At 59.2% G+C, this 21,809-nt stretch carries 25 protein-coding genes, 1 tRNA gene and 2 pseudogenes; 11 read left to right on the top strand and 17 right to left on the bottom strand.

The features are described from left to right. The first annotated feature begins 391 nt into the window (after window positions 1-391). Window positions 392-1,471 carry a tyrosine-type recombinase/integrase gene (locus NLM15_RS11815; RefSeq protein ID WP_254117118.1) on the top strand — a complete coding sequence of 360 codons (1,080 nt, stop codon included), beginning with the start codon at window positions 392-394 and terminating at the stop codon, window positions 1,469-1,471. Window positions 1,472-1,480: 9 nt separating this feature from the next. Here the strand turns inward: NLM15_RS11815 and NLM15_RS11810 are convergent. From NLM15_RS11810 to NLM15_RS11790, 5 genes are all read right to left on the bottom strand, one after another. Continuing rightward, window positions 1,481-1,547 (bottom strand) — tRNA-Glu (locus tag NLM15_RS11810). A gap of 398 nt (window positions 1,548-1,945) precedes the next feature. Beyond that, the gene (locus NLM15_RS11805) at window positions 1,946-2,809 is read right to left on the bottom strand and encodes an intradiol ring-cleavage dioxygenase (RefSeq protein ID WP_254117117.1); all 864 of its coding nucleotides are present in this window, start codon (window positions 2,807-2,809) and stop codon (window positions 1,946-1,948) included. A gap of 233 nt (window positions 2,810-3,042) precedes the next feature. Further along, a complete protein-coding gene (locus NLM15_RS11800; RefSeq protein ID WP_254117116.1) occupies window positions 3,043-4,623 on the bottom strand; it encodes a 4-hydroxyphenylacetate 3-hydroxylase family protein in 1,581 nt (526 codons plus the stop codon). A 21-nt stretch (window positions 4,624-4,644) separates the two neighbouring features. Beyond that, the gene (locus NLM15_RS11795; protein WP_254117115.1) at window positions 4,645-5,049 is read right to left on the bottom strand and encodes a nuclear transport factor 2 family protein; all 405 of its coding nucleotides are present in this window, start codon (window positions 5,047-5,049) and stop codon (window positions 4,645-4,647) included. Further along, complete coding sequence (locus NLM15_RS11790) at window positions 5,046-5,603, bottom strand: flavin reductase family protein (protein WP_254117114.1); 558 nt, start codon at window positions 5,601-5,603, stop codon at window positions 5,046-5,048. The genes NLM15_RS11795 and NLM15_RS11790 overlap by 4 nt, the downstream gene beginning before the upstream one ends. Window positions 5,604-5,899: 296 nt before the next feature. Here NLM15_RS11790 and NLM15_RS11785 point away from each other — a divergent pair, with 296 nt between their 5' ends. After that, window positions 5,900-6,814 (top strand): LysR family transcriptional regulator, encoded by a 915-nt coding sequence (locus NLM15_RS11785; protein WP_254117113.1) that lies wholly within the window; start codon window positions 5,900-5,902, stop codon window positions 6,812-6,814. 180 nt (window positions 6,815-6,994) lie between these two features. On the opposite strand, the gene NLM15_RS11780 is transcribed toward NLM15_RS11785, so the two are convergent. Then, window positions 6,995-7,207 (bottom strand): hypothetical protein, encoded by a 213-nt coding sequence (locus tag NLM15_RS11780; protein WP_254117112.1) that lies wholly within the window; start codon window positions 7,205-7,207, stop codon window positions 6,995-6,997. 195 nt (window positions 7,208-7,402) lie between these two features. Then, complete coding sequence (locus NLM15_RS11775; protein WP_254117111.1) at window positions 7,403-7,627, bottom strand: hypothetical protein; 225 nt, start codon at window positions 7,625-7,627, stop codon at window positions 7,403-7,405. A 525-nt stretch (window positions 7,628-8,152) separates the two neighbouring features. On the opposite strand from NLM15_RS11775, the pseudogene NLM15_RS11770 reads away from it, so the two are divergent. Further along, window positions 8,153-8,371, top strand: a pseudogene (locus tag NLM15_RS11770) (hypothetical protein). 21 nt (window positions 8,372-8,392) lie between these two features. Beyond that, window positions 8,393-8,815, top strand: coding sequence for a hypothetical protein (locus tag NLM15_RS11765; protein ID WP_254117109.1), 423 nt, complete (start codon window positions 8,393-8,395; stop codon window positions 8,813-8,815). 46 nt (window positions 8,816-8,861) lie between these two features. On the opposite strand, the gene NLM15_RS11760 is transcribed toward NLM15_RS11765, so the two are convergent. The 4 genes from NLM15_RS11760 to NLM15_RS11745 all read right to left on the bottom strand — a co-directional run bounded on the left by NLM15_RS11760 (window position 8,862) and on the right by NLM15_RS11745 (window position 11,438). Beyond that, window positions 8,862-9,101, bottom strand: coding sequence for a hypothetical protein (locus NLM15_RS11760; protein ID WP_254117108.1), 240 nt, complete (start codon window positions 9,099-9,101; stop codon window positions 8,862-8,864). 409 nt (window positions 9,102-9,510) lie between these two features. After that, the gene (locus tag NLM15_RS11755; protein ID WP_254117107.1) at window positions 9,511-9,756 is read right to left on the bottom strand and encodes a hypothetical protein; all 246 of its coding nucleotides are present in this window, start codon (window positions 9,754-9,756) and stop codon (window positions 9,511-9,513) included. A gap of 124 nt (window positions 9,757-9,880) precedes the next feature. Next, on the bottom strand, window positions 9,881-10,099 hold the full coding sequence (locus tag NLM15_RS11750; RefSeq protein ID WP_254117106.1) for a hypothetical protein: 219 nt from the start codon (window positions 10,097-10,099) through the stop codon (window positions 9,881-9,883). 1,162 nt (window positions 10,100-11,261) lie between these two features. Continuing rightward, on the bottom strand, window positions 11,262-11,438 hold the full coding sequence (locus tag NLM15_RS11745; protein WP_254117105.1) for a hypothetical protein: 177 nt from the start codon (window positions 11,436-11,438) through the stop codon (window positions 11,262-11,264). A 493-nt stretch (window positions 11,439-11,931) separates the two neighbouring features. Between NLM15_RS11745 and NLM15_RS11740 the strand changes: the two genes are divergently transcribed. Both NLM15_RS11740 and NLM15_RS11730 read left to right on the top strand, forming a co-directional pair. Then, complete coding sequence (locus tag NLM15_RS11740) at window positions 11,932-13,194, top strand: site-specific integrase (protein ID WP_254117104.1); 1,263 nt, start codon at window positions 11,932-11,934, stop codon at window positions 13,192-13,194. Between the two features lie 412 nt (window positions 13,195-13,606). Further along, window positions 13,607-13,969, top strand: coding sequence for a hypothetical protein (locus NLM15_RS11730; RefSeq protein WP_254124748.1), 363 nt, complete (start codon window positions 13,607-13,609; stop codon window positions 13,967-13,969). Here NLM15_RS11730 and NLM15_RS11725 read toward each other — a convergent pair. From NLM15_RS11725 to rpsU, 3 genes are all read right to left on the bottom strand, one after another. Beyond that, window positions 13,966-14,214: a hypothetical protein gene (locus NLM15_RS11725; protein WP_254117102.1), complete on the bottom strand. Its 249-nt coding sequence runs from the start codon at window positions 14,212-14,214 to the stop codon at window positions 13,966-13,968. The two genes, NLM15_RS11730 and NLM15_RS11725, sit on opposite strands and share 4 nt — an antisense overlap. 1,737 nt (window positions 14,215-15,951) lie before the next feature. Beyond that, the gene (locus NLM15_RS11720) at window positions 15,952-17,016 is read right to left on the bottom strand and encodes an IS110 family transposase (protein ID WP_254117101.1); all 1,065 of its coding nucleotides are present in this window, start codon (window positions 17,014-17,016) and stop codon (window positions 15,952-15,954) included. A 435-nt stretch (window positions 17,017-17,451) separates the two neighbouring features. Next, window positions 17,452-17,727 (bottom strand): 30S ribosomal protein S21, encoded by a 276-nt coding sequence (gene rpsU / locus NLM15_RS11715; RefSeq protein ID WP_254124215.1) that lies wholly within the window; start codon window positions 17,725-17,727, stop codon window positions 17,452-17,454. A 425-nt stretch (window positions 17,728-18,152) separates the two neighbouring features. Between rpsU and NLM15_RS11710 the strand changes: the two genes are divergently transcribed. From NLM15_RS11710 to NLM15_RS11695, 3 genes are all read left to right on the top strand, one after another. After that, window positions 18,153-18,362, top strand: a complete 210-nt coding sequence (locus NLM15_RS11710; protein ID WP_254117100.1) for a cold-shock protein — start codon at window positions 18,153-18,155, stop codon at window positions 18,360-18,362. 439 nt (window positions 18,363-18,801) lie between these two features. After that, window positions 18,802-18,972: a hypothetical protein gene (locus NLM15_RS11700; RefSeq protein WP_254117099.1), complete on the top strand. Its 171-nt coding sequence runs from the start codon at window positions 18,802-18,804 to the stop codon at window positions 18,970-18,972. A 311-nt stretch (window positions 18,973-19,283) separates the two neighbouring features. Then, a complete protein-coding gene (locus NLM15_RS11695) occupies window positions 19,284-19,439 on the top strand; it encodes a hypothetical protein (RefSeq protein WP_254117098.1) in 156 nt (51 codons plus the stop codon). 18 nt (window positions 19,440-19,457) lie between these two features. Here NLM15_RS11695 and NLM15_RS11690 read toward each other — a convergent pair. The 3 genes and pseudogenes from NLM15_RS11690 to NLM15_RS11680 form a co-directional block, all read right to left on the bottom strand. Further along, a pseudogene (locus NLM15_RS11690) lies at window positions 19,458-19,735 on the bottom strand (DUF1488 family protein). Between the two features lie 18 nt (window positions 19,736-19,753). Continuing rightward, the gene (locus NLM15_RS11685; protein ID WP_254117097.1) at window positions 19,754-20,059 is read right to left on the bottom strand and encodes a hypothetical protein; all 306 of its coding nucleotides are present in this window, start codon (window positions 20,057-20,059) and stop codon (window positions 19,754-19,756) included. Next, the gene (locus NLM15_RS11680) at window positions 20,056-20,316 is read right to left on the bottom strand and encodes a hypothetical protein (RefSeq protein ID WP_254117096.1); all 261 of its coding nucleotides are present in this window, start codon (window positions 20,314-20,316) and stop codon (window positions 20,056-20,058) included. Before NLM15_RS11680 ends, NLM15_RS11685 begins: the two co-directional genes overlap by 4 nt. Window positions 20,317-20,689: 373 nt before the next feature. Between NLM15_RS11680 and NLM15_RS11675 the strand changes: the two genes are divergently transcribed. Then, window positions 20,690-21,028 carry a hypothetical protein gene (locus tag NLM15_RS11675; RefSeq protein WP_254117095.1) on the top strand — a complete coding sequence of 113 codons (339 nt, stop codon included), beginning with the start codon at window positions 20,690-20,692 and terminating at the stop codon, window positions 21,026-21,028. Window positions 21,029-21,514: 486 nt separating this feature from the next. Further along, window positions 21,515-21,781 (top strand): hypothetical protein, encoded by a 267-nt coding sequence (locus NLM15_RS11670; RefSeq protein WP_254117094.1) that lies wholly within the window; start codon window positions 21,515-21,517, stop codon window positions 21,779-21,781. Window positions 21,782-21,809: the final 28 nt, after the last annotated feature.

Below are 21,809 nucleotides of genomic sequence, written 5' to 3'. Positions count from 1 at the left end.
CTTGGTCGGCACTATTGGTGCGCCCAGCACGAACCTGATGTCGTGCATGGACCGTCCGAGACTGAGGCTGAGTCCTGGGAGAACCAGCGGCTAATCCTGTTGGGCCCTGATCGCGAAGTTGATCCGATAATCGAGAAGCTGCAGTGATGCCGAAGCAGGCCGCGCTTCCACCTTCCCTTCCGCCGCGCCTGATCGGGCGCGACGGGGCCGCGGCCTATGTGTGCGTCTGTCCGAATACCTTCGACTGCATGGTGTTGGACGGGCGCATGCCACGCGCCCGTGTTCTAGGGGACAAACGCAAAGCGTGGGACGTGAGAGAGCTTGACTTGGCCGTTGAGGCGTTGCCCCATGAGGGTGAGGCCTTGGCCGCCAGCGACGTGGGATGGACCTGATGCCCCGCAAGCTCCCGCTGCATGTCGAACGCAACACTGTCAAAGGCAACACGTACCTGTCATTCAGGATACGCAGTCAGAACGGGCCACGCATCCGTCTGCCCGACGATCCGACGTCGGAAGAGTTTCGTCTAGCGTATATCGCGGCAATGGGCGGCACCACCAAGGTGGTGCTGAAGAAGGATTCGCCCGACAGTATTAGCGCGAAGATCGCCGCCTACATGGCGAGTCCGGCGTATCGCGCACTAAGCGACTCCTCGAAGGACGGCTACAGCTCACGCCTCGAGCAGATCAGAACCGATCACGGCCACCGCGCATTCTCAGGGCTCACGAAAGAGCGAATCGAAACATTCATTCTGGCACCGCTCGCCAACAAGCCCGGCGCCGCGCTCGACACGCTGAAGAAGCTGCGCATCCTGATCAACCATTTCAAGCTGACGCCAGACCCCACGGCTGGCATCAAGCGGCCCAAGGGAGGCGAGATCAGGGCCTGGACCGATCGTGAGCTTGCCGCCTATGAACGGCGCTGGCCGATCGGCACGAAGCAGCGCACCGCCTATGCGCTCATGTTGAACATGGGCACCGCGCGCATCGACACCCACGCGCTGACGTGGCCCCAGGTCGACGATGGTGCCTGTTACCGGCGCCACAAGACCGGAGTCGCCGTCGACATGGCCGTGTCCGAGGATCTGGAGAAGGCGCTGGCGGCGACGCCGCGCAAGCATTTCGTGGTCATCACCACGGCCTACGGCAAGCCATTTACGGTCGATGGTTTCAGCCGGTTCATGCGCGATGCCATCACCGCCGCCGGCTTGCCTCTATCCTGCCAGCCGCACGGCCTGCGCAAGACGCTCGGCCGCCTGCTCGCCGACGCCGGCTGCAGCGCTCACGACATAATGGCCGCGCTGGGCCATACGACCTTGGCCGAGGCCGAACGCTACACCCGCGAGGCCGATCGGAAGCGCGGCGGCAAGCGCGCGGTGACGCAGCTCAATGAACATCGGAAGAACAAACCTTCCCAAACCACACCGGAAGGTTTGGGAAAAGCCGTAAAAAGCGATGGGAAAACAACGCCATGACTTCCCGGCTGGCGCTCCCTAGGGGAATCGAACCCCTGTTTCAGCCTTGAGAGGACCAAGTCGATCCGCTCAATAATCGTCCTGAAACAGTCCTATAGATGTCAAAGCCGGCCCGTCTGCGCGTGTAGGCGTGGCCGCACCAGTTTAGCACCAGAAACGACCTCACCAAAACGCAACAAACGCGATCGAACGCAGATGAAACCGCAGCAAAATCAACGAAGCTGACCGATAGTCTGCCGCTCATAACGGTCTGGTTGCAGGTTCGAGTCCTGCCGGGCCCACCAACGGGATCAATAGCTTACTTCGTTCTCGTTGCCTTCCGCGCCGCCGCCGCACCAGTAACCGCACCAGATACGTGCCCTCTTCGTTCGTGGGCGGTTCGCGCTCCGCCTGGATTTCGCCTGACGGGGAGAAGGTGAACGAGCTGATCGCTGGTGCCCATTTTGGTGGGCATCGCCTATCGAAAATCGAGCCTCAAGATAAGTGCAAGCCGAAGTCGTAGTGCAGGTGGAAAAAGGGCGAGTTTTGGATAAGGCCGTCCGGCGCCTGCCCCGCCGGCATCTCGACAAATTTGCGCACCAGGCTGTCCTTGACGCCGAAGACGACGTCGGTGTCGAGATACGCGTCGCCTTCCGCGAATATGTGCGTCACCAGCTTCTGATAGCCAGGCGCCGAAATCATGAAGTGGATGTGCGCCGGTCGCCACGGATGCCGTCCCTGCTTCTCTAACATGGCTCCGACAGGACCATCGTGAGGAATGGGATATGCCGCCGGCTTAATACTCCAGAAACTGAACCTCCCATCTCCGTCCGTCGAGAACCGGGCCCTCATTGCTAGGCCACCAGTCTCCCCGAGTTGCTGGACATCGTAGTAGCCATCGCCGTCCGAATGCCAGACATCGACGACGGCGCCGTTGATCGGCGTGCCGTCCGGAGCATTCACCGTTCCTGTGACAATGAGCGGGTCACCTTCGAGACCGCCAGAGATGTTATCCCCACGCCCTTTCTCGGGTGGCCCCTCGACGTAAAAGGGCCCAAGCACCGTCGACTCGGTGACGCCCTGGGCTGCTCCGTGATTAATGGCATCCACGAGCATCGAGACGCCGAGCGTATCTGACAGGAGCACGAACTCTTGGCGGGTGTCACTGCACATTTTGCCGGTATCCGTCAGGAACGCGATCCCCTTTTCCCATTCCTCGATCGTCGGCCGTACCTCCCTCACGAAAGCATGGAGATGCCGGACCAAGGCGACGCTGACCTCAGCCGCTCGCCGGTCGCTCGCACCTGAAAGACGGTCGACGACCGCGTCAGTGATCGTGATCTCGTCAAAGTTTCGCATAGTTCCCTGTCCAATTCATCTTTGGTGAAGTCACGTCAAATCCTGGCATCGTCCACCAGGATTACCTTCGGCGGACGGCCCTCGCAGCCGATCGACCCGATGGTCCGAGAACCAAGCACCACGCGTGTCGGCAGGCCGAGAAAAGTGAAGTGCTTGTATCATTCACCTTCGAAACTGCTGAAGGGACCGCGAAAGCCGACTGGGGGCTTCCGCGATCTTGGGTGATGCTTCACCTACTCGGCCGCGTCGTTCATGTAGGATTTCTTAACGTCCTGGGCCTTCGCGTAGTCAGGCTGGAAGCGGACGCTGGCGTAGTGGGACTTCTGCTCAGCTTCCTGCGCACGCTTCCCTAGTTCCGCCGTGTCGCCGAAGCCGAGGACCTGCCGCGCCAGCTCGGTCAGCGGTCCATCGACCTGATACTCTGTGCGCTGCATCGTCAGCAAGTTGATGAGATAGAGAGGCGTGCCATTGAACTTCTCGAACATCTCATGGCGGTTGCCCCACTCGCTCAGGAATCGCTCGCTGATTTGGCGGAAGATCTTGATACGGTCGTAGGCACTGATCTCAGCACCGCGGAGGGCCTCTGCGAGTTTCGGGCCGATATATGGATCCTCCATCTCGCGCTTCGACGGCTGGATAACAACACCGCGACCGCAGAAATCGATCAGGGTGTTCACCATCTTGGCCTGGTTCTCGAGATAGTAGGCGCGGCCGAAGTCGATGTAGATATTGTTCGGTTTGAACAGCCCCCCGGGCGTCGCGAATCCCGTCTCTTCAGCGGCGATCATGAAGGCCCGACAGGTCTCGCGGAAGCGAATGAGCTCAGCGAGCTGCGCCGCCACGACCGGGTTGGTGCTGGTGCCCAGCGACTGCGTCAAGAGCAGAGCGAGGCCGACCATCAGTTCGGCATGGACGCAGTGACGGATCTGGGTTTCGAGATGCACCCAGTCGAATTGACGTTGCGGATACCATTTCGCGTGGTCAGGATTGCCGACGTGCTGAACCCGGTCCCATGGAATGAGGACGTCATCGAAATAGACCATCGCGTCGAGTTCGTCACCGATGCTGGCCAACGGGCGATCGTACGGATCTGCGTCCGGCTGCGCGTTCGACTTGCGGGCCACGACCGAGATGCCCTTGGTAGCGATCGGCACCAGCGCGTAGACAGTCTGCTCCGCGGTCTGGCCGGGACGCCACAAGTTTCCAATAAGAAGATGATTGACGAACGGAACGGACGTGCCGATCGCCTTCCAGCCGCGGACAAGGATGCCGTCGTCGCGTTCTTCGATGATCTTCAGCATTGGCGTCTCGGCCATCGCATTGTCACGGCCGCGATCGAACTGGACGTCGAGGAACATGGGCGAGATAGCCAGATCCTGAGACGTCACCTCCTCCCACTGACGCTGAATATTTCCGGAGAGATCGCGCTTCTTGCCACTGAAGCGCGAATTGTCCGACCAAGGCTTCTGGTCGTCCACCTGGGTGAACATGACCACGTTCATGCCGGCTGGCGGCCGTGTGAAGATGCCGCCCTTGAAGTGACGGCAGAGGAAGTCGCAGTACTGGCGGCGCTTGACTACATCTTCCTTTGACCGCGGAAGGAACCAGTGCATCGACTGACGCTTGCCACTCTCATCGATGAAGGTCGCGATGTCTTGATGCTTCGGGTCAAGATGAAGATCGTAGTATTCGGCGATGGCATTCGCATACCCCTTCGTCATGGGATGCGTGGTCACGTCCTCGATTAGCTCACCACCGACGTAGACGCGGCGACCATCTCGTAGAGATTGAAGATACTCGGCACCGGTTCTCATAGCTCACTCCTTCTCATGTTCTTAGGAAACTTGCCGCTGGAACGTCGCTGCATCCCAGTAGTCTTCGCTGTGGCGTATCCGGCCGTCCTCGACTTGAACCAGTTGAACACCTCGCAACGAAATGGTCTTGGCTTCAGCCGTGCCGTTCTTCTGCGGAGCGGTCGCGCGCATGACGTAGGCGACGGCGACCGTTCCATCCCCTCCCACAATCATGGACTTCACCTCCCATCGGACGTCCGGGAGCCAGCTGAACAGCTTCTGCATGCCCACCGCGATCTCGGCGGGGCCTTGCTTCGTCTTGAGTTGCGAGACTTCGTCGTGCGTCGCATCATCGCAATAGAGCGCGAGGATCGCGCGGTGATCGTGCCTGCAGTAGGCGTCGTAGAGCGCGTTGGCGACTTCCTTCGGGGACGACGCGGACGTCATGCGCGCGCCTCCAGATCGACGCCATGCATGTAGCGCCCCTGTCCGTAGAGTAACGGCGGACCAGCGGCCGGCGCATGAATGCACTCGATCGCGGCGATGGCGATGCGATGGCTTCCGACCACAAGTTGCTCGACTGCCCGACATTCGAACACAACCGATGCCTCGCGTAGCCGCGGAACTCCGCTTCCGCCGAAAACGCCGGCCGATAGCAAGACGTGTTCGTCAATGAATTTGTCGACGCTAGGACGCGAGCAGAGCTCCGAAAGGTGAAGCTGATCCTGAGTGAGGAGGTTCACCGCGAAGCGCCCGCCCTCCCGGACGTGCGCGGCGGTCACGGTCTTGCTGTTCAAACAGATCAGGATCGTCGGCGGCTCGGTGCAGACCGAGGTAAACGAATTGATCGTCATCCCCCAGGGTCTAGCGCCATGCCAAGTTGTCACGACGCTCACGCTTCCGACGAAGTGCCGCATTGCCGCCCGGAATTCCGCCGCATCCGCAGTCGTCTGCGAAGGCGAAACTCCGAGGTCGTTTCCAATTCCCGAGTTGTTATTCATGGTGCGCCTCGTAGCGACTTATTCGTGTCACAGAAGCTAGGTGGCGCGCCTGGCCGACGTCTAATCGATAATAAGTATTCCAACTATCTGCCGGATCGATCCATCCGTCTCATGCGCCTTAAGACACCATTCGAGGGACGCCGAAAAGCCGAGAGCCAACACATCGCCGGCAACATCTCGCAACCGCAACATGCGAAATGCCGCCGATCGAAATACGGCAAGGACGAGCTCATTCCGATAGTGCACGACGATACAAATTGTTACGGTCCGAGGCTGCATTCACCGGGAGGCCTGGGGTGAACCTACGAAGTATTGACCTCAACCTGCTTGTGATACTCGACGCGCTCCTCACGGAGCGCAACGTGAGCCGGGCTGGCGAGCGCATCGGTCTCAGCCAATCGGCGATGAGCGCGGCTCTCGCGCGACTGCGCGAAGTCTTCCACGACCCATTACTCGTGCGCGTTGGGCGCGATCTGGCTCTAACGCGAAATGCGGAAGACCTCATCGTCCCGCTGAAAGAATCGCTTAGCAAGGTCGAACATCTCCTGCTGCGTCGTCCTGGATTCGACCCTGCGACCGATGCGCGGACGTTCTCGATCAGTGCGTCCGACTATGCGGGGTTGGTCCTGCTCACGCCGCTCGTGAGGATGATCTCCAACGAGGCTCCGAACGTGACGATTCATCTACTGCCTCGTGCTCGCGACGCCGCGCGCGTGCTGCAGACGAACCAGGCGGACATTGTCATCGAGCCGATCGAACTCTTCGGACCGAACGACTATCCGACGGCCTCGCTGCTAAGCGATCGCTGGCTCTGCGCCGTCGATGCAAATCACCCCGACGTCACAGGCGATATATTGAGCGAGACGCAGTTTCTCGAGCTCCCGCATCTCGTCTACGGCATCGGAGACGATCGGCAGCTGAACCTCGCCGACCAACATCTTGCCAATGCTGGCGTTCAACGGCGTATTGAGGTGACGGTCGAAAGCTTCCTGTTGAGCCCATTTCTTATCAAAGGGACGCGGCTCATCAGCCTCGTGCTGGAACGGGCGGCCAGAAGACTGATTGGCACGGTCGATATCAAGCTGCTGGAGTCCCCAATATCTGTCCCGGACATCCACGAGGCCATGTACTGGCACCCACGCCATACGACCGATCCAGCACACAAGTGGCTAAGAGAGAAGCTGCTTAACGTCGCGCAGCAACTGGATTGAGCCTCATCCACTCACATTCTGCATCGCGACTGACTTTGCGCGATCTTTTCGGCGAGCGTGCTTCCACCTCGCCAGGCTAATGTGATGTCTGTGGGTTATGGTGCGCTCGGAGGGAGGTCGCATTCGTTTTAATTTCAAGCGGTTACGGGAAGCGCCAGAGCTTACTCCCATTGGTTTCAATCAAAAGGTGGAGGCCATTCCCGTCGGGAGCTTGTAGGGCTTCTCCCGCGGCCTTGCGGCCAGCACGCCAACCTGAGTGAGCATGGGTACACTCACTGGCGCGCCGTCGTTACTCTGCTCGAAGGCCGCTGTTTTCCCAAATTCGACGGGCTGATGGGCGGGCGATATACGCGCGCTGTCCGCGCGTTCTTCGATCGCGAATACGGTATCCACGGCGAGACCCAAATATCGAAGCCACATCAGCCAGCGAACTTGGGAGCATCTTGGAAGAAGCGCGACCTTAAACGGCCGTGATCCGGCGACAATCTTAAGGCCCGGGTTCTCCGAACGACGCCCGGGTCTCGTTTCCCGGCGTCCCTGAGTGACCGAAATCTGTGATCGCTGCCAAACGGGGATGCTACATGGTCTTTATGCCGGGTTCACAACGGCATAGCCATGCTTGATCGCAGCTTCGAACACTTCCTTTAGACCCGCATTGCGCAAAACTTCATCAGCTGAGCTGAAGTCCCGTACCGGGCGCCAATCGAAGCCATTCTTGGGTTCGGGCAGCACTGTTGCGTTGAAAGCGTAGGCAGTCCGTCCCGGCCGTTCGCCGTCTGACCCTTGTTCGACGTATTTTTGCAATCGGTTCATTCGCGCCCCCGTGGATCGCTCCATCTTTGATGCGAGAACTCAACCGCAAAGGATGCGTCAAGGCAAGCGACAGCGCGCCGGATCAGCGGCGCGCTTGGCATCTGCCGGCATTGCTGCCAGCGCATCCAGTTCGGCGCCCTTGTCCAACGACGTCCCGGCGACGCGGTCCAGATCAGGGCCTAACGCCTTCGGGCGGGTCACGCGTCGGATGGTCCGCTCCGGCTTGCCGGTCTTCCCTGACGTACCGGCGACGAAGCTGGCCCAAGTTGGCCACCTTCGCCTTGCCGCCGCCGGCCTTGCCCGGGCGGCCACCTTGTCGGCGTCTCCGGATGCACCGCTTCATAAGTCGCCTTCCGCTTCGCTATCAGCTTCGCACGTTGCGCCGCCGTCAGATCGCGGCAGATAAGGCTTTCGACGTTGCGAGATTGTTCCGGGAGCACGCGAGATTTACCGAGGCCTAGGAACGCTATTCATCGTCGCGATGTTCGGTCCTAATCGGAGGCAGGCATTGCGGAGTTCTCTTTCATGGCTACCCAGATCGTGATGGACCACAGGCGACAGCAGACACTTCTTCGAGCAAACCGATCCAAGCGGCTTGCCGAGGCTGAGTGGCGTTTAAAGAAGCTGATCGACCAAGGATTTACCGCCGCCATGCGGATGGCGACTGGCGATCTAAACGTCGTGCGGACATTTGATCCGACGGCGGAGGAAACGCTTTCCTATCCGCGCCTTGTCAGCGGATAGACGGCGTTCGCCGCGCGCAAAATGTTTTTGTTCAGACGAAACGGTGCCGGCAGTGCGCGTTTGCGCGCTATGCGTGCGCTTTATCGGAGCTTCATCGAGGAAAATGGGCCGGAAGCGCGTGCGCGCCGCCTTTTGCGAGAATGGTTATCTCCAGAGCAGCGTGCGCAATTTGATGCCGAAGGCTTCTTCGATGTCACTGGATCCCACACCGGCCGACGATACCGAATTCATCCGGGCACCATGAGCAATGTTTGGGAGCTTGATGAAAAAATGGAGCCCAAGACGGGGTGGTGTTTCGTTCCTGAACGGCCCCTAGGAACTTGCGACGTGATGCTCGCCCAGAAGATCGCGCTTGAAACCGACGAGGCCGCAGTGATCGCGCTTGCAAACCGGGTTTCTCCGAGACCGCCCTCGCGGCCCCGAATGGTGCGGCGCGCCTATTAGTCCTGCTCATGGGCGGGGCGGCCGCTTAGGGCGGCGGCTGTGTGGCTCAATCGGACTTGGTCCGCGCACTGATCTCTTTGACCCTTTGCAGCGCTCGCTCGAATTCCGATCGGAGATACTGCTCATGGGCGAGGTCTGTTGGCGCTGCCAGGAATGCAATCGTCACGAGAAAGCGGTTCAGCAAAGACGCAATTTGAAGATTGTCGGAATGTTGCGAACGCAAAGCCGTGAGTTGCCGACGCATCTCAATCAGATCGATGGTCTCATGATGCGGCTGCTCTTTCAAATGAAAACTCGCGTTCGTGGCTAGAAGTTTTACGAAGCCGCCGCCCCGAGTATCGTGGCCCGACGACCTCGCCATGGTGACCCCGGGCGGGGGCAATGTCCGGTGCAGAGAGGTTAGCGCTCCGCAGCTTTGGTGCAATCAAAGACCCGGATTAAGCTTGATGTCGTCGCGGAAAGTTAAATCTGGAACAAGCGCTGCTGTCGCGCGGCAGCATGCCAGCGTGGCGCCGGCATGCCTTGCAAGTGCAATATGGCCGATCGGCCGACGCCGAGGGGATCATCAAAGAAGTAGAAGGTGCGCCGAGGGACTTCCGGCATTAGCGTGCCATTGACTTCAATCATCGCAACCGTTGCGGGGGCGCCTTTTCGCAAGCCGATTTCCAACTGGAGGCTACGGCTGATCGTGCTGCCTAGGAGGCCAGCCGAAGATCGTATCGGCGCTTCAACCGATCGCTTGTGACCTTGGCGGCATATTGAATGCGGTCGAGATCGCCTCCGTCGTTCGCTATGACACACAATTGCCAGTTGGTGTCCTGTGCTTGCCGGGCCTCGTATTCGACTTCTACTGAGACGACATGTTCGGAGCCGGGGAAACTACGGATGTCCTGAAGCGCAATGCGTTCGAGGTCCCCCTTTGAAATTAAAGCTTTTGCCATCTTCATCTCCTGAGTTGGCAAAGGGCCGCCGAACGGTACACCCTAACCAACCGACCCTGCGTGGCAAAGTTCCTATGGGGGCTGCAATGCTTCAGTCCTTAGGCCGAGTCGCACAACGGGCCTATTATTGAAGACCGCCGATGTCGAACGCGCCAAGGCGGTAGTCTTCAGCGACCGATTGCTCAGTCGTCGGCTGCGCGATCAAAGTGAACGTCGCATCGGGGTAGCGCGTCCAAACCTGAATGTCTTCTGAAGTGACCGTCAGATATCCGAAAAAGCACTTGTATCGACCAGGCTCGGTCGCTCGGCCGATTTTGTCCCAATTGATCTTGTTAACGCGCATCGCTAGCTCCACTCGTTCTCAGGCAGCGAACCGGGCGGGGGTTTAAGTTCTTCGAGGCCGGCTTCGATCAACGCCAATTCTTCTTGGATTGCTTTGGCCGCGTTCTCTGGGTTGATACCGACACGGATTGCAGCTGGGCGAGCACCTTGCGACGATGTGCCAGCAAGTCGGCCAGAGCGCGTCGGTCCTGTACTTTCACGTAGCCGGCGACGATTAGTTCCATGGCCTTTGACACGTTCGTCGTTCCCACCCTTGGTTATCGGAGGCGGCTAAGTTCTGTCAGACCAGCTTCGATCATAAGATATTCGACGCCTTCGCGATGTCTTGACGTATCGTTTCAAGCGGGCGTTCGGTTTCCATGGCCGCTTGTTGCCATCGCATCGTTTACGAGCAGTTACGGATCGGGAACGGCCCGGAAATCTTTTCTAAATGGTTCATGGATATTGTTCTGCGGCATGGATCACGAGGACGCATCGGCGGCTTGGTTAGTTCCAGCTCTCAGGCGAAGCTACGCTCGCCGCCGCGCTCAGAGCGGCCGGCTCGCTTTCCCGACCCACCGCGGCGGCCTGTGCCGCCGCGTATTTAGCTGTTGTAGATCGCGAATGACGAACGATCGTACATCGACGCGTCCGTGGTCGGTTGACGAAGAGGCGGAATTGCTCTCGCTCTTTGCCGCTGGTGCCACTGCTGAGGAGGTCGGCGAGCGGCTGCGCCGCACCCGACAAGCTGTTTACGCTCGCTTGCAGCGCTTTCAAAAACAGCGGGGGCGAGCGAGTAGGAAGAGTGGGAAGTCATTTGCTCAGTTGCCGCCCGCGCTGAGGCAACCCTTGCAAAAGGCGCCAAGCTGAGCCATCGCATTGGGATCGTCTGATGACAAGCCCGATTGATGACGAGTTGCTCCGCGGTCACCGCCGCCGTGGAAGACTTCGCGCCAGCTTCCTCACCTGTCACCGAACAATTGTGAGACGTTGAACAAGTTGATCATCACCAGACTTCAAACCGTGCTCTTCCCGCATGCGAAGGCGTTCGACAAGCGGTAATTCCGGCGTCAGCGGCCTAATTTGGAAATCACCATGGCCTGACAGACATGCAGGCCGCCTCAGTTGGCGGCCGCTTTTTGCTTCACCGCGAGAATGCGAAGCTTTCAAAGATTGGCCGGCACTTACGCGGCGACGTCGAACGATGCGATCAGGGTACGTAGGTCTTTGGCCAACCCGCGATAGTGTTCGCTTGCACGCAGATAAAACTCGCGATTACTTCCATCCGATTGTTTGGCGATCAATTCGCATTCAGCTGCGAGGCTTTCAAAACGTTCCAGTTTGGCTTGAAAACCAATCATGTGGCGTTCCCCCAAAACTCGTTACTAAAAGGGACGCGAAAGATATTCGCCGAATTAGGTCGGTGCGAACATCGTTATGGACCATAATATCTTTTTGCTCAGGGGCGATTTCCGTTTTCGCATCGCAACCAAACCGATCTGTGGCGCGCTCCTATCTCGTCGGTAATTCCTTGCCCAGCGTCAGCAGCGTCACGTACGTGCCGCTCAGCGAGCGCTCAGGCGAAGGCGGGCGAGACACGCCACGATCAATCCACCCGACAGATGATTTGGAATAATGGTCGGAGCGAGAGGATTTGAACCTCCGACCCCTAGTCTCCCAGACTGATCTGACTATTTTCCAATTGATGCCGCAGGCTTCCGCTGGATTTCGTCATATATATAACTGCTTGAAAATGTACAGAAAAATCTGTATTCTCATTTCCATTGCTTTCCAATCGGTTCCGCTGAATAGATAATCCCGTGGCTACTCGGTGGCTACTCATGGGAGAAAGCGATGCCGATATTGAAGCTGGGCCGCCGATCGGTCTCAAGCCTGCCGGCCGTCAGCAAGCCAACCATTTTTTACGATTCTGACCTTAAAGGGTTTGGCATCAAGGCGATGCCCACGGGCGCCCAGTCCTGGATCGTCGAGTATCGCCCTGGCGAGGGCGGCAGGGGCGTTCAAAAGCGCCGCATGGTCATCGGAACGCCGTCTACCCTATCCCCAGAGAAGGCCCGCGAGGCCGCGGAGAGGCTACTCGCGGAAGTCAAGCTGGGAGGCGATCCGGCGGCCGAGCGCGCCAAGGCCCGCCGCGCGGATACCGTCAACGATATTCTCGATGCGTACATCAGAGAGCACGCCACGCCGCATCTCAAGGCGTCTAGCACCGACTTGCTGAAGATCTATTTCGACAAGCACATCCGGCCGGCAATTGGACACAAAAAGTCGACAACGATTGCCAAGGGCGACGTCGCCAACCTTCACCGAGCGATCGGTAAGACGCTGCCAGTAACGGCAAACCGGGCGATTGTCGCGCTCAAGGCCGCCTATAACCACGCGATCGAGCACGGCAGCATTCCGGAGACGATCAAAAACCCCGCCGCAGGCATCAAGATGTTCGACGAGCAACCGCGAGAACGGTACCTCACGGAGGAAGAACTGCAACGCTTGGGTGATACGCTCCGAGAAGCCGAAACGACTGGCCTCCCCCATGTTGTCGACCAGACCAAGCAGTCGAAGCACGCCCGGAAGACGGAAAACCGTTTCACCAAGATTGATCAGCATGCGGCAGCGGCAATCCGCCTATTGCTCTTCACCGGCTGTCGACTACGGGAAATCCTGCACGTCCGCTGGTCCGAGTATGACGCAGGTCGCGGGCTGCTCTTCTTGCCCACCAGCAAAACCGGACGAAAGACTGTTGTGCTGTCCGCGCCCGCAATAACCATATTAGATACACTACCTCGGATTGGCGCCTATGTGGTTGCCTCCGAGTCTGCCGGCCAGAAAGACGAGCGTCCACGCCACGATCTCAACCGGCCATGGCGCGCGATCCGCAGGCACGCCGGCATCGAGGACGTCCACATACACGACCTGAGGCATTCATTTGGCGCCATTGGCGCGGGCTCCGGTCTCGGACTACCAATCATCGGCCGCCTGCTGGGACACACTCAGGCCGCCACCACCGCGCGCTATTCGCACGTTGCGATCGATCCTGCCAAGCGGGCAGCGGATCTTATCGCTGGGCAGATCTCCGACGCCATGAATGGCGGGAAGTAGAGCGCCCGCCCCTCTTTCGTGAGCGGGCCAGGGCGCGGGGGCCGCGGTAATGTTGTGTTGCAGTAAAATGAGCAGTTAGCACAATTGAGTAGTTCTCAAAATAAATCAATGGCTTAACAAAGGATATAGAAAGCAACCAGGACCCTGGTTAGTTTAATTGCCATCACCGCGCGGTATGTGGCAAACATCGGTGATGAGAACGCGACAATGCGCTCCCGCCTTCCTCTGACGGAAAGGTGCAGCGCATGATCAAGCGTCGCAACCGAACCAAGCATACGAAAACATTTGAAGAGAGATTGGCCGAGGAGGCTGCGCGGTTCAGGGAGGCTGCAGCCCAATCGCCGCCCGGCACCCAGCGCGAGCTATATCTTAGACGAGCCCGCCAGGCCGATACCGCCGCTCACATCAATGAATGGCTGACATCGCCGGGCTTACAACCGCCGACCGCGCTGGAGAATATGCAGGAAGGAAGACCGGCAAAGCGAGATCGAGTCGGCTCAGATTAGAAACCCGTGCGCTAGTTGCCGCATTGAACGAAATGGCAGAGTCGTTCGGCAGTTCATTTACCGTCGTTCAAGCGACAGGTGACGACACAACAACGCAAATTTGGGTTGCGCTAGCCAAACCAAGCCAGGCGCTGACTTTGGTGCTGGCAGCCGTGCCTGAGGGCTGGACGGCCGAAGTGTTGGATGTGGCTCTGACGCCAACGCAACAGCGGACCTTTGAGGAGCTTCGCCTCGCGCCCGGGGATGTTTACAGGCTGGACCAAGCTTAAGTTGTCTTCCGCCTTTCGCTTTCAGCCATGTTCGCGGCTCTCAGAAGCTCCTCGATGTACGCGGCGATGTCGCCAATCGCAGCCCGCAAGTCGGCCTCCGAAATGCCCTGCCCCTTGGCAGCCTCGATGAGACGACGCGTGAGTTCTGCTACATCCTGCGACGCGCCCGCTGCCTGGTACTGCTCGACCGCATGAATGCAGTTCTCCGCCCAGAAATCGATGAACTCGCGGGCCTTGTCTGACATGTGACGCCCCCTGTTGGGACACGCTTAGCGCGCCCTACTCAAAAGGGACAATCGAAATCACGGTTCCGTAAATGAAAGGCTCTTGGGAAAGCGGCAGCCCGCCTCAACTTGCGCTGCGGCATGCTGCGCGCTCGGCTCGCGCTCGCGCGATTATAGCGCGACCGGCGCTCCCACCCGCCGCAGGCGAAAGTCGTAGGAACGAGCCATCATCGCATTGCATTTCTTTGTCGGCCTACTCGAACATGGAGGTATGAATGCGAAAAATTGCACTTGCAGCCTTGGCTGCCGGCGCGATCTCCCTCACCGCTGTCGCTCCGGCCGAAGCCCGGTGGCATGGCGGATGGCATGGCGGCTGGGGTCCAGGAATTGGCTTTGGCCTTGCCGCTGGAGCACTGGCCTTTGGCGCCGCCGCTGCGGCATCTCCCTACTACTATGGGTCAGGCTATTATCCAGGCTACTACGGCCCGCCGTATGGCTATTATGGCCCCCGCTATTACCGCCCCCGCATTTTTTACCGGCCTTACGCATGGGGCGGGTACTACGGTCCTCGGTACTATGGCGGATGGGGACGTCCAATTTACGCTGGCTGGTAACTCAAAAAAAAAGAGCATGCGCCCCACCCTCGTGGGTGACGCGCTACGGTGGCATGCCTCCGCACGGAACCTTTCTTAAAGTCCATTTTAAGGAGTTTTCAGGGAGGTATTGCAGGAGGAGTATCGCAGATGCCCGAGTCACATCGGCGGTGGAGTGAAGAAGATATCTCCGAGCTCAAGAGCCTGGCGGGGAAGATGCCAGTTGGTCAGATTGCCGCTAAACTGAGCCGGAGCGAAGGTGCTGTCATGGTGGAAGCTTCGAAGTTGAAGCTCTCGCTTCGCGTTCATCGAACGCACACCCGCAAGCCGCCTCGGCTTAGCTCGCTGCCCTGCGCGTCAAGATACCCTAGCGCCGAGAGCTGATTCTCGCGCTTTGCGACGATATTCGTCCACCTTGGGTGACATGAGGTGGAAACCGCGCCGGGGCACGTGGGTTGCTACAAATTAGGCCGTTTCCAAATCCAGTTAGGACATTGGGGTTAATGCGGACAGTGCCAGTCCGCCTTACACTTCCAGCTCTTTTTTGATGCGCTCGCGAGGCCGGATGTGCTGCATCTGAGTGGCGAAGAAGTTGTTTAGAAGCCTTTGCGCCTCCGTCGTGTCGGCTCCGAGGCGGGCAAGGTGCGCGATTCATAAACGTCCGCTTACCAACACAAAGGGGAAGTCTGCCAGCTTGAGCGTGGTCGGCGGCTTGTGACCCAATGTATGGTCCGGCCGTGCGGTGCAAGAAGATTTCGACGATCAGCAGATGCGGTCTTGCATCAATGTATCCGGCCTCTGCTTGGAACGCAGTACTCCGGGCCATCATGGATATCAGCGCGCGTGCGAGCTGATTAGCGGACAGGCCTCGACCGGGCCATTCGGGTCACCAGTGTTCGCATGCGCCGGGAAGACCGATCCTCCATTTCGTCTCGTCGTCTCGCAGACCTTGGCGGGTAAAGGATGTTGGTTACGTCATCGATAGCTCCTCAGTTCGCGCTGTTCCTTTGTTCGTGCCTGGCGGTCGTTCCTTCGTCCCGGCCTGCGCGCGCAGACGCGCCGCGCGCAAGGGGCCGTCAAGGGCCGGCCGTCGTGCTGCCCCGGCGTCATGCGCTCCCTGCTGCCAGGCCGCGCCTTGAGGGCCCCCCGGAGCACGGCGCGAGGATCAAGCAGGTCGGGACGAAGTCTCCTCCGTCTGGACGCACGCGAAGGCGCGTTCCTTGTTGAGGACCGCCCAGGCGATCCGGGCGAGCTTGTTGGCGAGCGCAATCGCCAGCACATTGTGGTGCAATCGTTTCTTGGCGGCTTCGATCCGAGATTTGAGGCCGTAGCGCTCCCAGCACTTGACCTTGACCAGCACAACCCACGCGGCTTGCACGAACAGCGCACGCAGGTAGCGATTGCCGCGCCTTGAGATGCTGCCGAGGATCGTGCGGTCGCCAGTCGATATCTGCTTCGGCACCAGTCCAAGCCAGGCGCCGAAGTCGCGGCCTTTCGAGAACACGTCTCCCGCGCCGATTGCGGCCACCATTGCGCTCGAGATGATCGGGCCAATGCCAGGCACCGTCATTAATCGCTGGCAGGCCTGATCTTGACGGGCCAGCGTTTCGATCTCGCTCGATAGTCCCTCGATACGCTCATCCAGCCGGCGCCAATCTTCCGCCAGACCCTCGATGATGCGCAACATGCGAGGCGAGAGCACATCGGTGCGTGTCGCCAAGATACCCGGCAACTCGGACCGTAGGGCATGCAGGCCTTGCCGCACGGCGATGCCCCGCTCCAGCAGGAACGCACAGATCTGATTGATGACGCTGGTACGCTGACCGACCAATCGATCGCGGACGCGGTGCAGCGCCTGAAGGTCGAGCTGATCGTCGGTCTTGGTCGCGACGAACTTCATGGTCGGGCGTTGAACCGCCTCGGCGATGGCTTCCGCATCTCGGAAGTCATTCTTCTGTCCCTTCGAATAGTGGCGCACGTATTTCGCCGGCATCAGGCGGGCGTCGTGGCCAAGTATTTGGAGCTTGCGACTGAGATGATGCGCCCCGACGCAGGCCTCCATGCCAATCAGGCAGGGCAGCATATTCGCGAACCGTGCTGCCACCTGGCCCCGCGACCACTTTTGCCGCAGGACAATCTCCCCGCGCGTGTCCTGACCGACAATGTGGAAGGAGTTTTTACCGATATCGATACCAACAATGGCAGTTCGAGCATTGATCTGTTGGGACATGACGTGCTCCTCGTCTTTGGCGCCCCTTACCAGCTTCCATCGCTGGCTGGGCGGGAGCACGGCCGGACCATCCCACTAGCGGAAGTGAGTTGGATCCACGCGAGAGGGCTACGCCACAGCCAGCCGGCTTTCTTGACCCGTTCTGCTCCTGCTGAAGATAGCGCTGCTTCGAAAACTCGATTAAGAACGATTTGCACCTCAATGGCGACGTCTTTCAGTTCATCCCTGGGTCAAACGTCGCGCGCCAGACTGGCCAGCGATTCGATCGCTTCCAGCTCGGCTTCGAGCTGAGTTCGGAACTCCATCCCCTCCTCGCCGGAATAGAGCCCCGTATCGTCCCAGATGTCTGAAATTATAGCGCGTCACTGGGCGCCTTGTTGCCTTTGGCGCTCCGATCGGGACAGCACGCCTGTCGCTTGCTTGAGTTTGGACACTTCAGCGAGCGGTAGCGGACGTCTGCGGGAGGGGAGGCTTGCGCTCAGGAAGTTTCTTTTTTGGCGGCGCTGGCAGCAAACCTTCCCTGATTGCCTGCTTGCGTGCGAGCTTGCGGGCCCTGCGAATGGCTTCGCCCCTTTCGCGCGTCTTTCTTTCGGAAGGCTTCTCATAGGCGCGACGCTGCTTCATTTCACGAAAGACGCCTTCGCGCTGCATCTTCTTCTTCAGAACACGCAGCGCTTGATCGACATTGTTGTCGCGGACAAGAACCTGCAATTGAAACTCCTTGCTGGCTGCGAAATACGACGATCCTACACGCAGCCAAATGCGCAGGGAGTTCGTTGCGAATGGGATAAAGTGAGCGCGACTGCGGAGTCTTCGCCTGTCTCGAACGAGCGTTGACTCATCGCGGCGATGCGCGGCACAGTGGATGCGAGGTGAACACCCCAGCTCGGCCAAGTCAATCGATAACGCCCTTTCGTTCCCAGATGGCCTCTCCGGAACTGCCTGAATCCATGCGCCGAGAACAATGTGGGTGCCTGCCTTGCAAAAAACCGAAAGATATGTATATTGGGCGTATTCGATCAGCCGCTGTGCCTTGTTGAACGCGCCCGCGGGCTCCTTTTCCAAAGACATCGACGAAGTTGAAACGACCGCGTGATTGTCGCGCGGCATGCGCTTGCGCGCTTTGGAGAAGAAACATGACGGCAGGTACAGTGAAGTGGTTCAACGGCCAAAAGGGCTTCGGATTCATCCAGCCGAACGACGGCAGCAGCGATGTGTTCGTGCACATCAGCGCGGTTGAACGTGCTGGTCTTTCGGGTCTCGCCGAAGGCCAGAAGGTCAATTACGAGCTCAAGACCGACAAGATGCGGGGCAAGGTCAGCGCAGAGAATCTCTCGCTGGCCTAATCTCGAAGCGCCGTTTCACGGATGTACTGGAGCGGCGATGCTGCCCGCTCGATCCCCGGATTGAGCGGGTTTGCCGGTTTTGAACGGATGAATGATGAGCACGAGAAAATCGGCCATACTTTCACCTGAAGCAATAGCTCGCGCTGATCGTCAGCGCTTGGCTGCCGAAGAAGGCGTGCGGGCAATCGCAGATGTCGAAAAGCATGCGATCGACGTTCGCAAGAACATGAGACGGCTCCGCGAGCTGCGCGAGGCCAAAGAAGCCGCGGACGCGGCCCTTGCGGCGACATTGCCGACACCAGCGGCCAAGAAGCGAGCGAGATCCGAACAAAGCGCTCGCTATCGGCACATAAAGGCGCACTGTCTGCTACCACCGAGCGGCCCTTAGCATCTATCGGTGATGTGAACGCAAGTTGCTAGACGTTCTCCAGTACAACCTATGACCTTCGAATACCGCCTGGCGCAAGAGGCGATCAATCTCCGCTTACAGGCGAAGGGCATGCCCGCAGGCATCCGTCGTTCGGAACTTTTGCGCAAGGCGCGGCAGATCGACGTCGCCGGGGAGATCAACAATTGGCTGTTCTCACCGGGCTTACGACCGCCATCTTGAATTTTGTGGTCTCGTTCTTGTCCGACGTGTTGACCTTCAGCCTGCCAATTGGAGACAAACCTCTATCGGGATTTTACTCTCACCCTCCCGGGGCTGGTAAGCCGCCGCCTGCGCTTGATTTAAGCGGGCGGAGTTTTTGCTTTGAGCTAGTAAGCCATTGGAGGGGTCGTCCAGCAGTCGAGAGTATTTTCTGCATATTTCCAGGAACGCCGCTCGAAGACCAACTTTGGGTTTAATCACCTTTCCGAATCCCTGGGCACGATCGGTGACCGAGAGCTTGTTGCTCCCGCTCGAAACCGCGGGATGCACAAGTGAAAAAAGTGCTGATAAACAACGAGATCAAAAATCTTCGCGTGTTGACATTATCTGGGATGGACGCCCTAAGCCTGGCGATGATCCAGTGCGCCATCGAATTGCTGGAAGCCGACAAGGCGACCCTTAGGCGGCAAGGCTGCCCGCATACCTAAGCGCGACCGCTTACTCCCCTAAGTCCTAAAATCGATGCCTCGCAGCACGATGCCGGGCGGGGTGCCTTCGAACTCCGTCGCGCGATATTTAATTGCCGTGCTTGCTTCAATGCGGCCCGGCAGGCGGATGAACTTGGCTTCTCGCTGCTCGGGCCTGACTTGCGGGAGGCGCTCAAATAGTCCATCGCAGAGGTGGTTATCGCACAAGGAATCTCCTTGGCACCGTCGTGCATCGAGAACCGTACGATCATCCGGTCATACTCGTGACCGATAAAGCGGCCGCGGGTCAATGTCATAGCCTGCTCCAGTACGCATTAGTCGCCACAACCCTCTCCGCCGAGCCGGAGGAAATCATCAAACAGTGCCGATACCAGGGCGCGGTGGCGCGTGTCCTCGGCGGGTAGGCTTGCAACGTAAAGGTTGAGCAGATAGCGCGCTTTCACTGCCGCCTCAGGCCATGAGGTGGCGGGCACCGTCATCAGGCGGTTTTCGAGATCGGACTCGCGTTCGCGCAATTCCCTGACATTGTTCTCGACCTCGGCCAGCGCGCGGCGCAAATCGGTCGCCTTCTGAGCGGCCATGCCGCGGTGCTTGTCGAGATCGACGGGAATATCGGTCATCGGTGGTTCATATCGGCGCGTCGGGCGTCCGCGAGGTCGACCGAACCAATCGAGCGCACCTCCGTCGCGCCCTGGACGGCTTCCGACGGCACCGTGATCAGGGTGGCGACACGGCGCCAGACCGCAAACGACAGCCCATCGATCATTTCCTCATCGGTGACGACTTCGTAGGGGCCTGCCGGCAATTTGCGCGCGATGCCGCGGATGTGGAACGGATGCTTGAATGTGACGGTTTCCTGCCGCGAACGGATGGTCATGTGCGCCTGCCTTCTTGTGAGAACGGCCTCAACCGACACCGGCGATCACGACCATGCGCCTTAAGCAGGGCAATAGCCAGCACTATCGAGGCCACCGGGCGCGCGGCGTTTTAGTCCTCGCTATCGGCGTGATGCAGGCATAAGGTCATCCGCATCACCGCATGTTCCACTACGGCATCGACCGGTGACTGAGGGTCACGTGCGCTCCCGCCGAGAAACCAGTCACTGAAGCACGACTTCGTCGTGCTCGTGCAGGAGCATGCAATGCCGCGTTTTCGAGCCTCGGAGTGGGTCGTTCCGCCCGTCATCGTTCCGCTGTTACTTCTACTGCTTGTCGCTGCAGCGGCGCTCTTCCATGGCTAGGCCAATCCGCGTGCTCTACCTCGTCTCTGGAACGAACGAATACGGCTGCGCCAATCACGGGCGCGGCAGCGCGACCCTCGCGCTGCGGCTTGCGCGAAAACTGCTGCGCGACGGTTACATTGACGTGCGCGTCTGCACGCCGCGCGGCCGCGTGCTGCAATCTGACGAACTAGACGAACTCAAACCCCAAGCGAAGCCTCAAGACGAGATTTACATGGCCAAGGGAGAGCAACGCGGCAATCGCGAAGTCAATAAACCGAAGAAAGAGAAGGCTACGGTGATCGCTGCGGCGCCAAGCCGTAAGGAGGCCGCTCGGCAGCCGGATTTCGGGCCGTTGAAGAAAAAATAATGAAGGGCTGTCCGGCCAATAGCCTACCTTTGGTGCATCCTGTCGATCGTCACTAGCTGGTGCCAACTGGCGATGTCCGGTCTTGAAGACTAAACGGACACGGGCCCTACCTCCGCGCAAGGCTGATTCGGGTTTATGAGTACACCCTAGCGCACCCGCAAGGCTATCAAGACAGTCGATGCTGGCGGACTTCTCCTGGCTTCATTTGCAAGGCCGCCGCATCCTCGGCGCTCAACTCCCGCTGGACTAGGCTGGCCCTCCAGCCCTCGGGGATCGCATCGAGCACGTAGTCGACAGCGTTGTCGCGCTCCGTCGCTGCAAGCCAGATCTGGCGCTCGCCGCTGTCAGTTATCACCCGCACCAAATGAACCCTTCATGGGCCTACAAGCACAACAATGCGCGTTGGTTGCATGGCAACCCTAGCTGAATTAGGCAGAACTCCAAATTTGGAGTTAGGAAGACTGGATCAAATATGGAAAGCTGCGCATGAAGCACGCCGAAGGACGACCCTATGCGGACCGGGAGTTGGCTGCCCGAAAGCTCGTCGAACTCGCGGCCAGTATCGAGCCGGTGCAGGACGGCCGCATCTACATCGAGCGGATCAACGCGCCATTCCTATTCAAGCTGAAGGCCAGCGGCAGCGAGTTCGGCGCTGGGATTCGGTACGCCGTCGAACGCGGCTGGCTGATGCTTCACGAGAGCGGCACATATGTGAAGCTGCTCCCGCCTGGCGAGGATCTTCTCGCGCGATAGGAGGGCCTCTCCGGCGCGAACGCGCTCC

It is taken from the genome of Bradyrhizobium sp. CCGB20, assembly GCF_024199855.1.
Taxonomy (GTDB): Bacteria; Pseudomonadota; Alphaproteobacteria; order Rhizobiales; family Xanthobacteraceae; genus Bradyrhizobium.
The sequence above is the reverse complement of the archived record's forward strand: the minus strand, read 5'-3'. Positions and strand labels throughout refer to the sequence as shown.

What these genes read in the sequence shown, in the direction of transcription:
- NLM15_RS11815 (WP_254117118.1), top strand. Translation starts at nt 392, where the DNA reads ATGCCCCGCAAGCTCCCGCTGCATGTCGAACGCAACACTGTCAAAGGC.
- NLM15_RS11805 (WP_254117117.1), bottom strand. Translation starts at nt 2,809, where the DNA reads ATGCGAAACTTTGACGAGATCACGATCACTGACGCGGTCGTCGACCGT.
- NLM15_RS11800 (WP_254117116.1), bottom strand. Translation starts at nt 4,623, where the DNA reads ATGAGAACCGGTGCCGAGTATCTTCAATCTCTACGAGATGGTCGCCGC.
- NLM15_RS11795 (WP_254117115.1), bottom strand. Translation starts at nt 5,049, where the DNA reads ATGACGTCCGCGTCGTCCCCGAAGGAAGTCGCCAACGCGCTCTACGAC.
- NLM15_RS11790 (WP_254117114.1), bottom strand. Translation starts at nt 5,603, where the DNA reads ATGAATAACAACTCGGGAATTGGAAACGACCTCGGAGTTTCGCCTTCG.
- NLM15_RS11775 (WP_254117111.1), bottom strand. Translation starts at nt 7,627, where the DNA reads ATGAACCGATTGCAAAAATACGTCGAACAAGGGTCAGACGGCGAACGG.
- NLM15_RS11765 (WP_254117109.1), top strand. Translation starts at nt 8,393, where the DNA reads ATGTTTTTGTTCAGACGAAACGGTGCCGGCAGTGCGCGTTTGCGCGCT.
- NLM15_RS11755 (WP_254117107.1), bottom strand. Translation starts at nt 9,756, where the DNA reads ATGGCAAAAGCTTTAATTTCAAAGGGGGACCTCGAACGCATTGCGCTT.
- NLM15_RS11750 (WP_254117106.1), bottom strand. Translation starts at nt 10,099, where the DNA reads ATGCGCGTTAACAAGATCAATTGGGACAAAATCGGCCGAGCGACCGAG.
- NLM15_RS11745 (WP_254117105.1), bottom strand. Translation starts at nt 11,438, where the DNA reads ATGATTGGTTTTCAAGCCAAACTGGAACGTTTTGAAAGCCTCGCAGCT.
- NLM15_RS11740 (WP_254117104.1), top strand. Translation starts at nt 11,932, where the DNA reads ATGCCGATATTGAAGCTGGGCCGCCGATCGGTCTCAAGCCTGCCGGCC.
- NLM15_RS11730 (WP_254124748.1), top strand. Translation starts at nt 13,607, where the DNA reads ATGGCTGACATCGCCGGGCTTACAACCGCCGACCGCGCTGGAGAATAT.
- NLM15_RS11725 (WP_254117102.1), bottom strand. Translation starts at nt 14,214, where the DNA reads ATGTCAGACAAGGCCCGCGAGTTCATCGATTTCTGGGCGGAGAACTGC.
- NLM15_RS11720 (WP_254117101.1), bottom strand. Translation starts at nt 17,016, where the DNA reads ATGTCCCAACAGATCAATGCTCGAACTGCCATTGTTGGTATCGATATC.
- NLM15_RS11710 (WP_254117100.1), top strand. Translation starts at nt 18,153, where the DNA reads ATGACGGCAGGTACAGTGAAGTGGTTCAACGGCCAAAAGGGCTTCGGA.
- NLM15_RS11700 (WP_254117099.1), top strand. Translation starts at nt 18,802, where the DNA reads ATGACCTTCGAATACCGCCTGGCGCAAGAGGCGATCAATCTCCGCTTA.
- NLM15_RS11685 (WP_254117097.1), bottom strand. Translation starts at nt 20,059, where the DNA reads ATGACCGATATTCCCGTCGATCTCGACAAGCACCGCGGCATGGCCGCT.
- NLM15_RS11680 (WP_254117096.1), bottom strand. Translation starts at nt 20,316, where the DNA reads ATGACCATCCGTTCGCGGCAGGAAACCGTCACATTCAAGCATCCGTTC.
- NLM15_RS11670 (WP_254117094.1), top strand. Translation starts at nt 21,515, where the DNA reads ATGAAGCACGCCGAAGGACGACCCTATGCGGACCGGGAGTTGGCTGCC.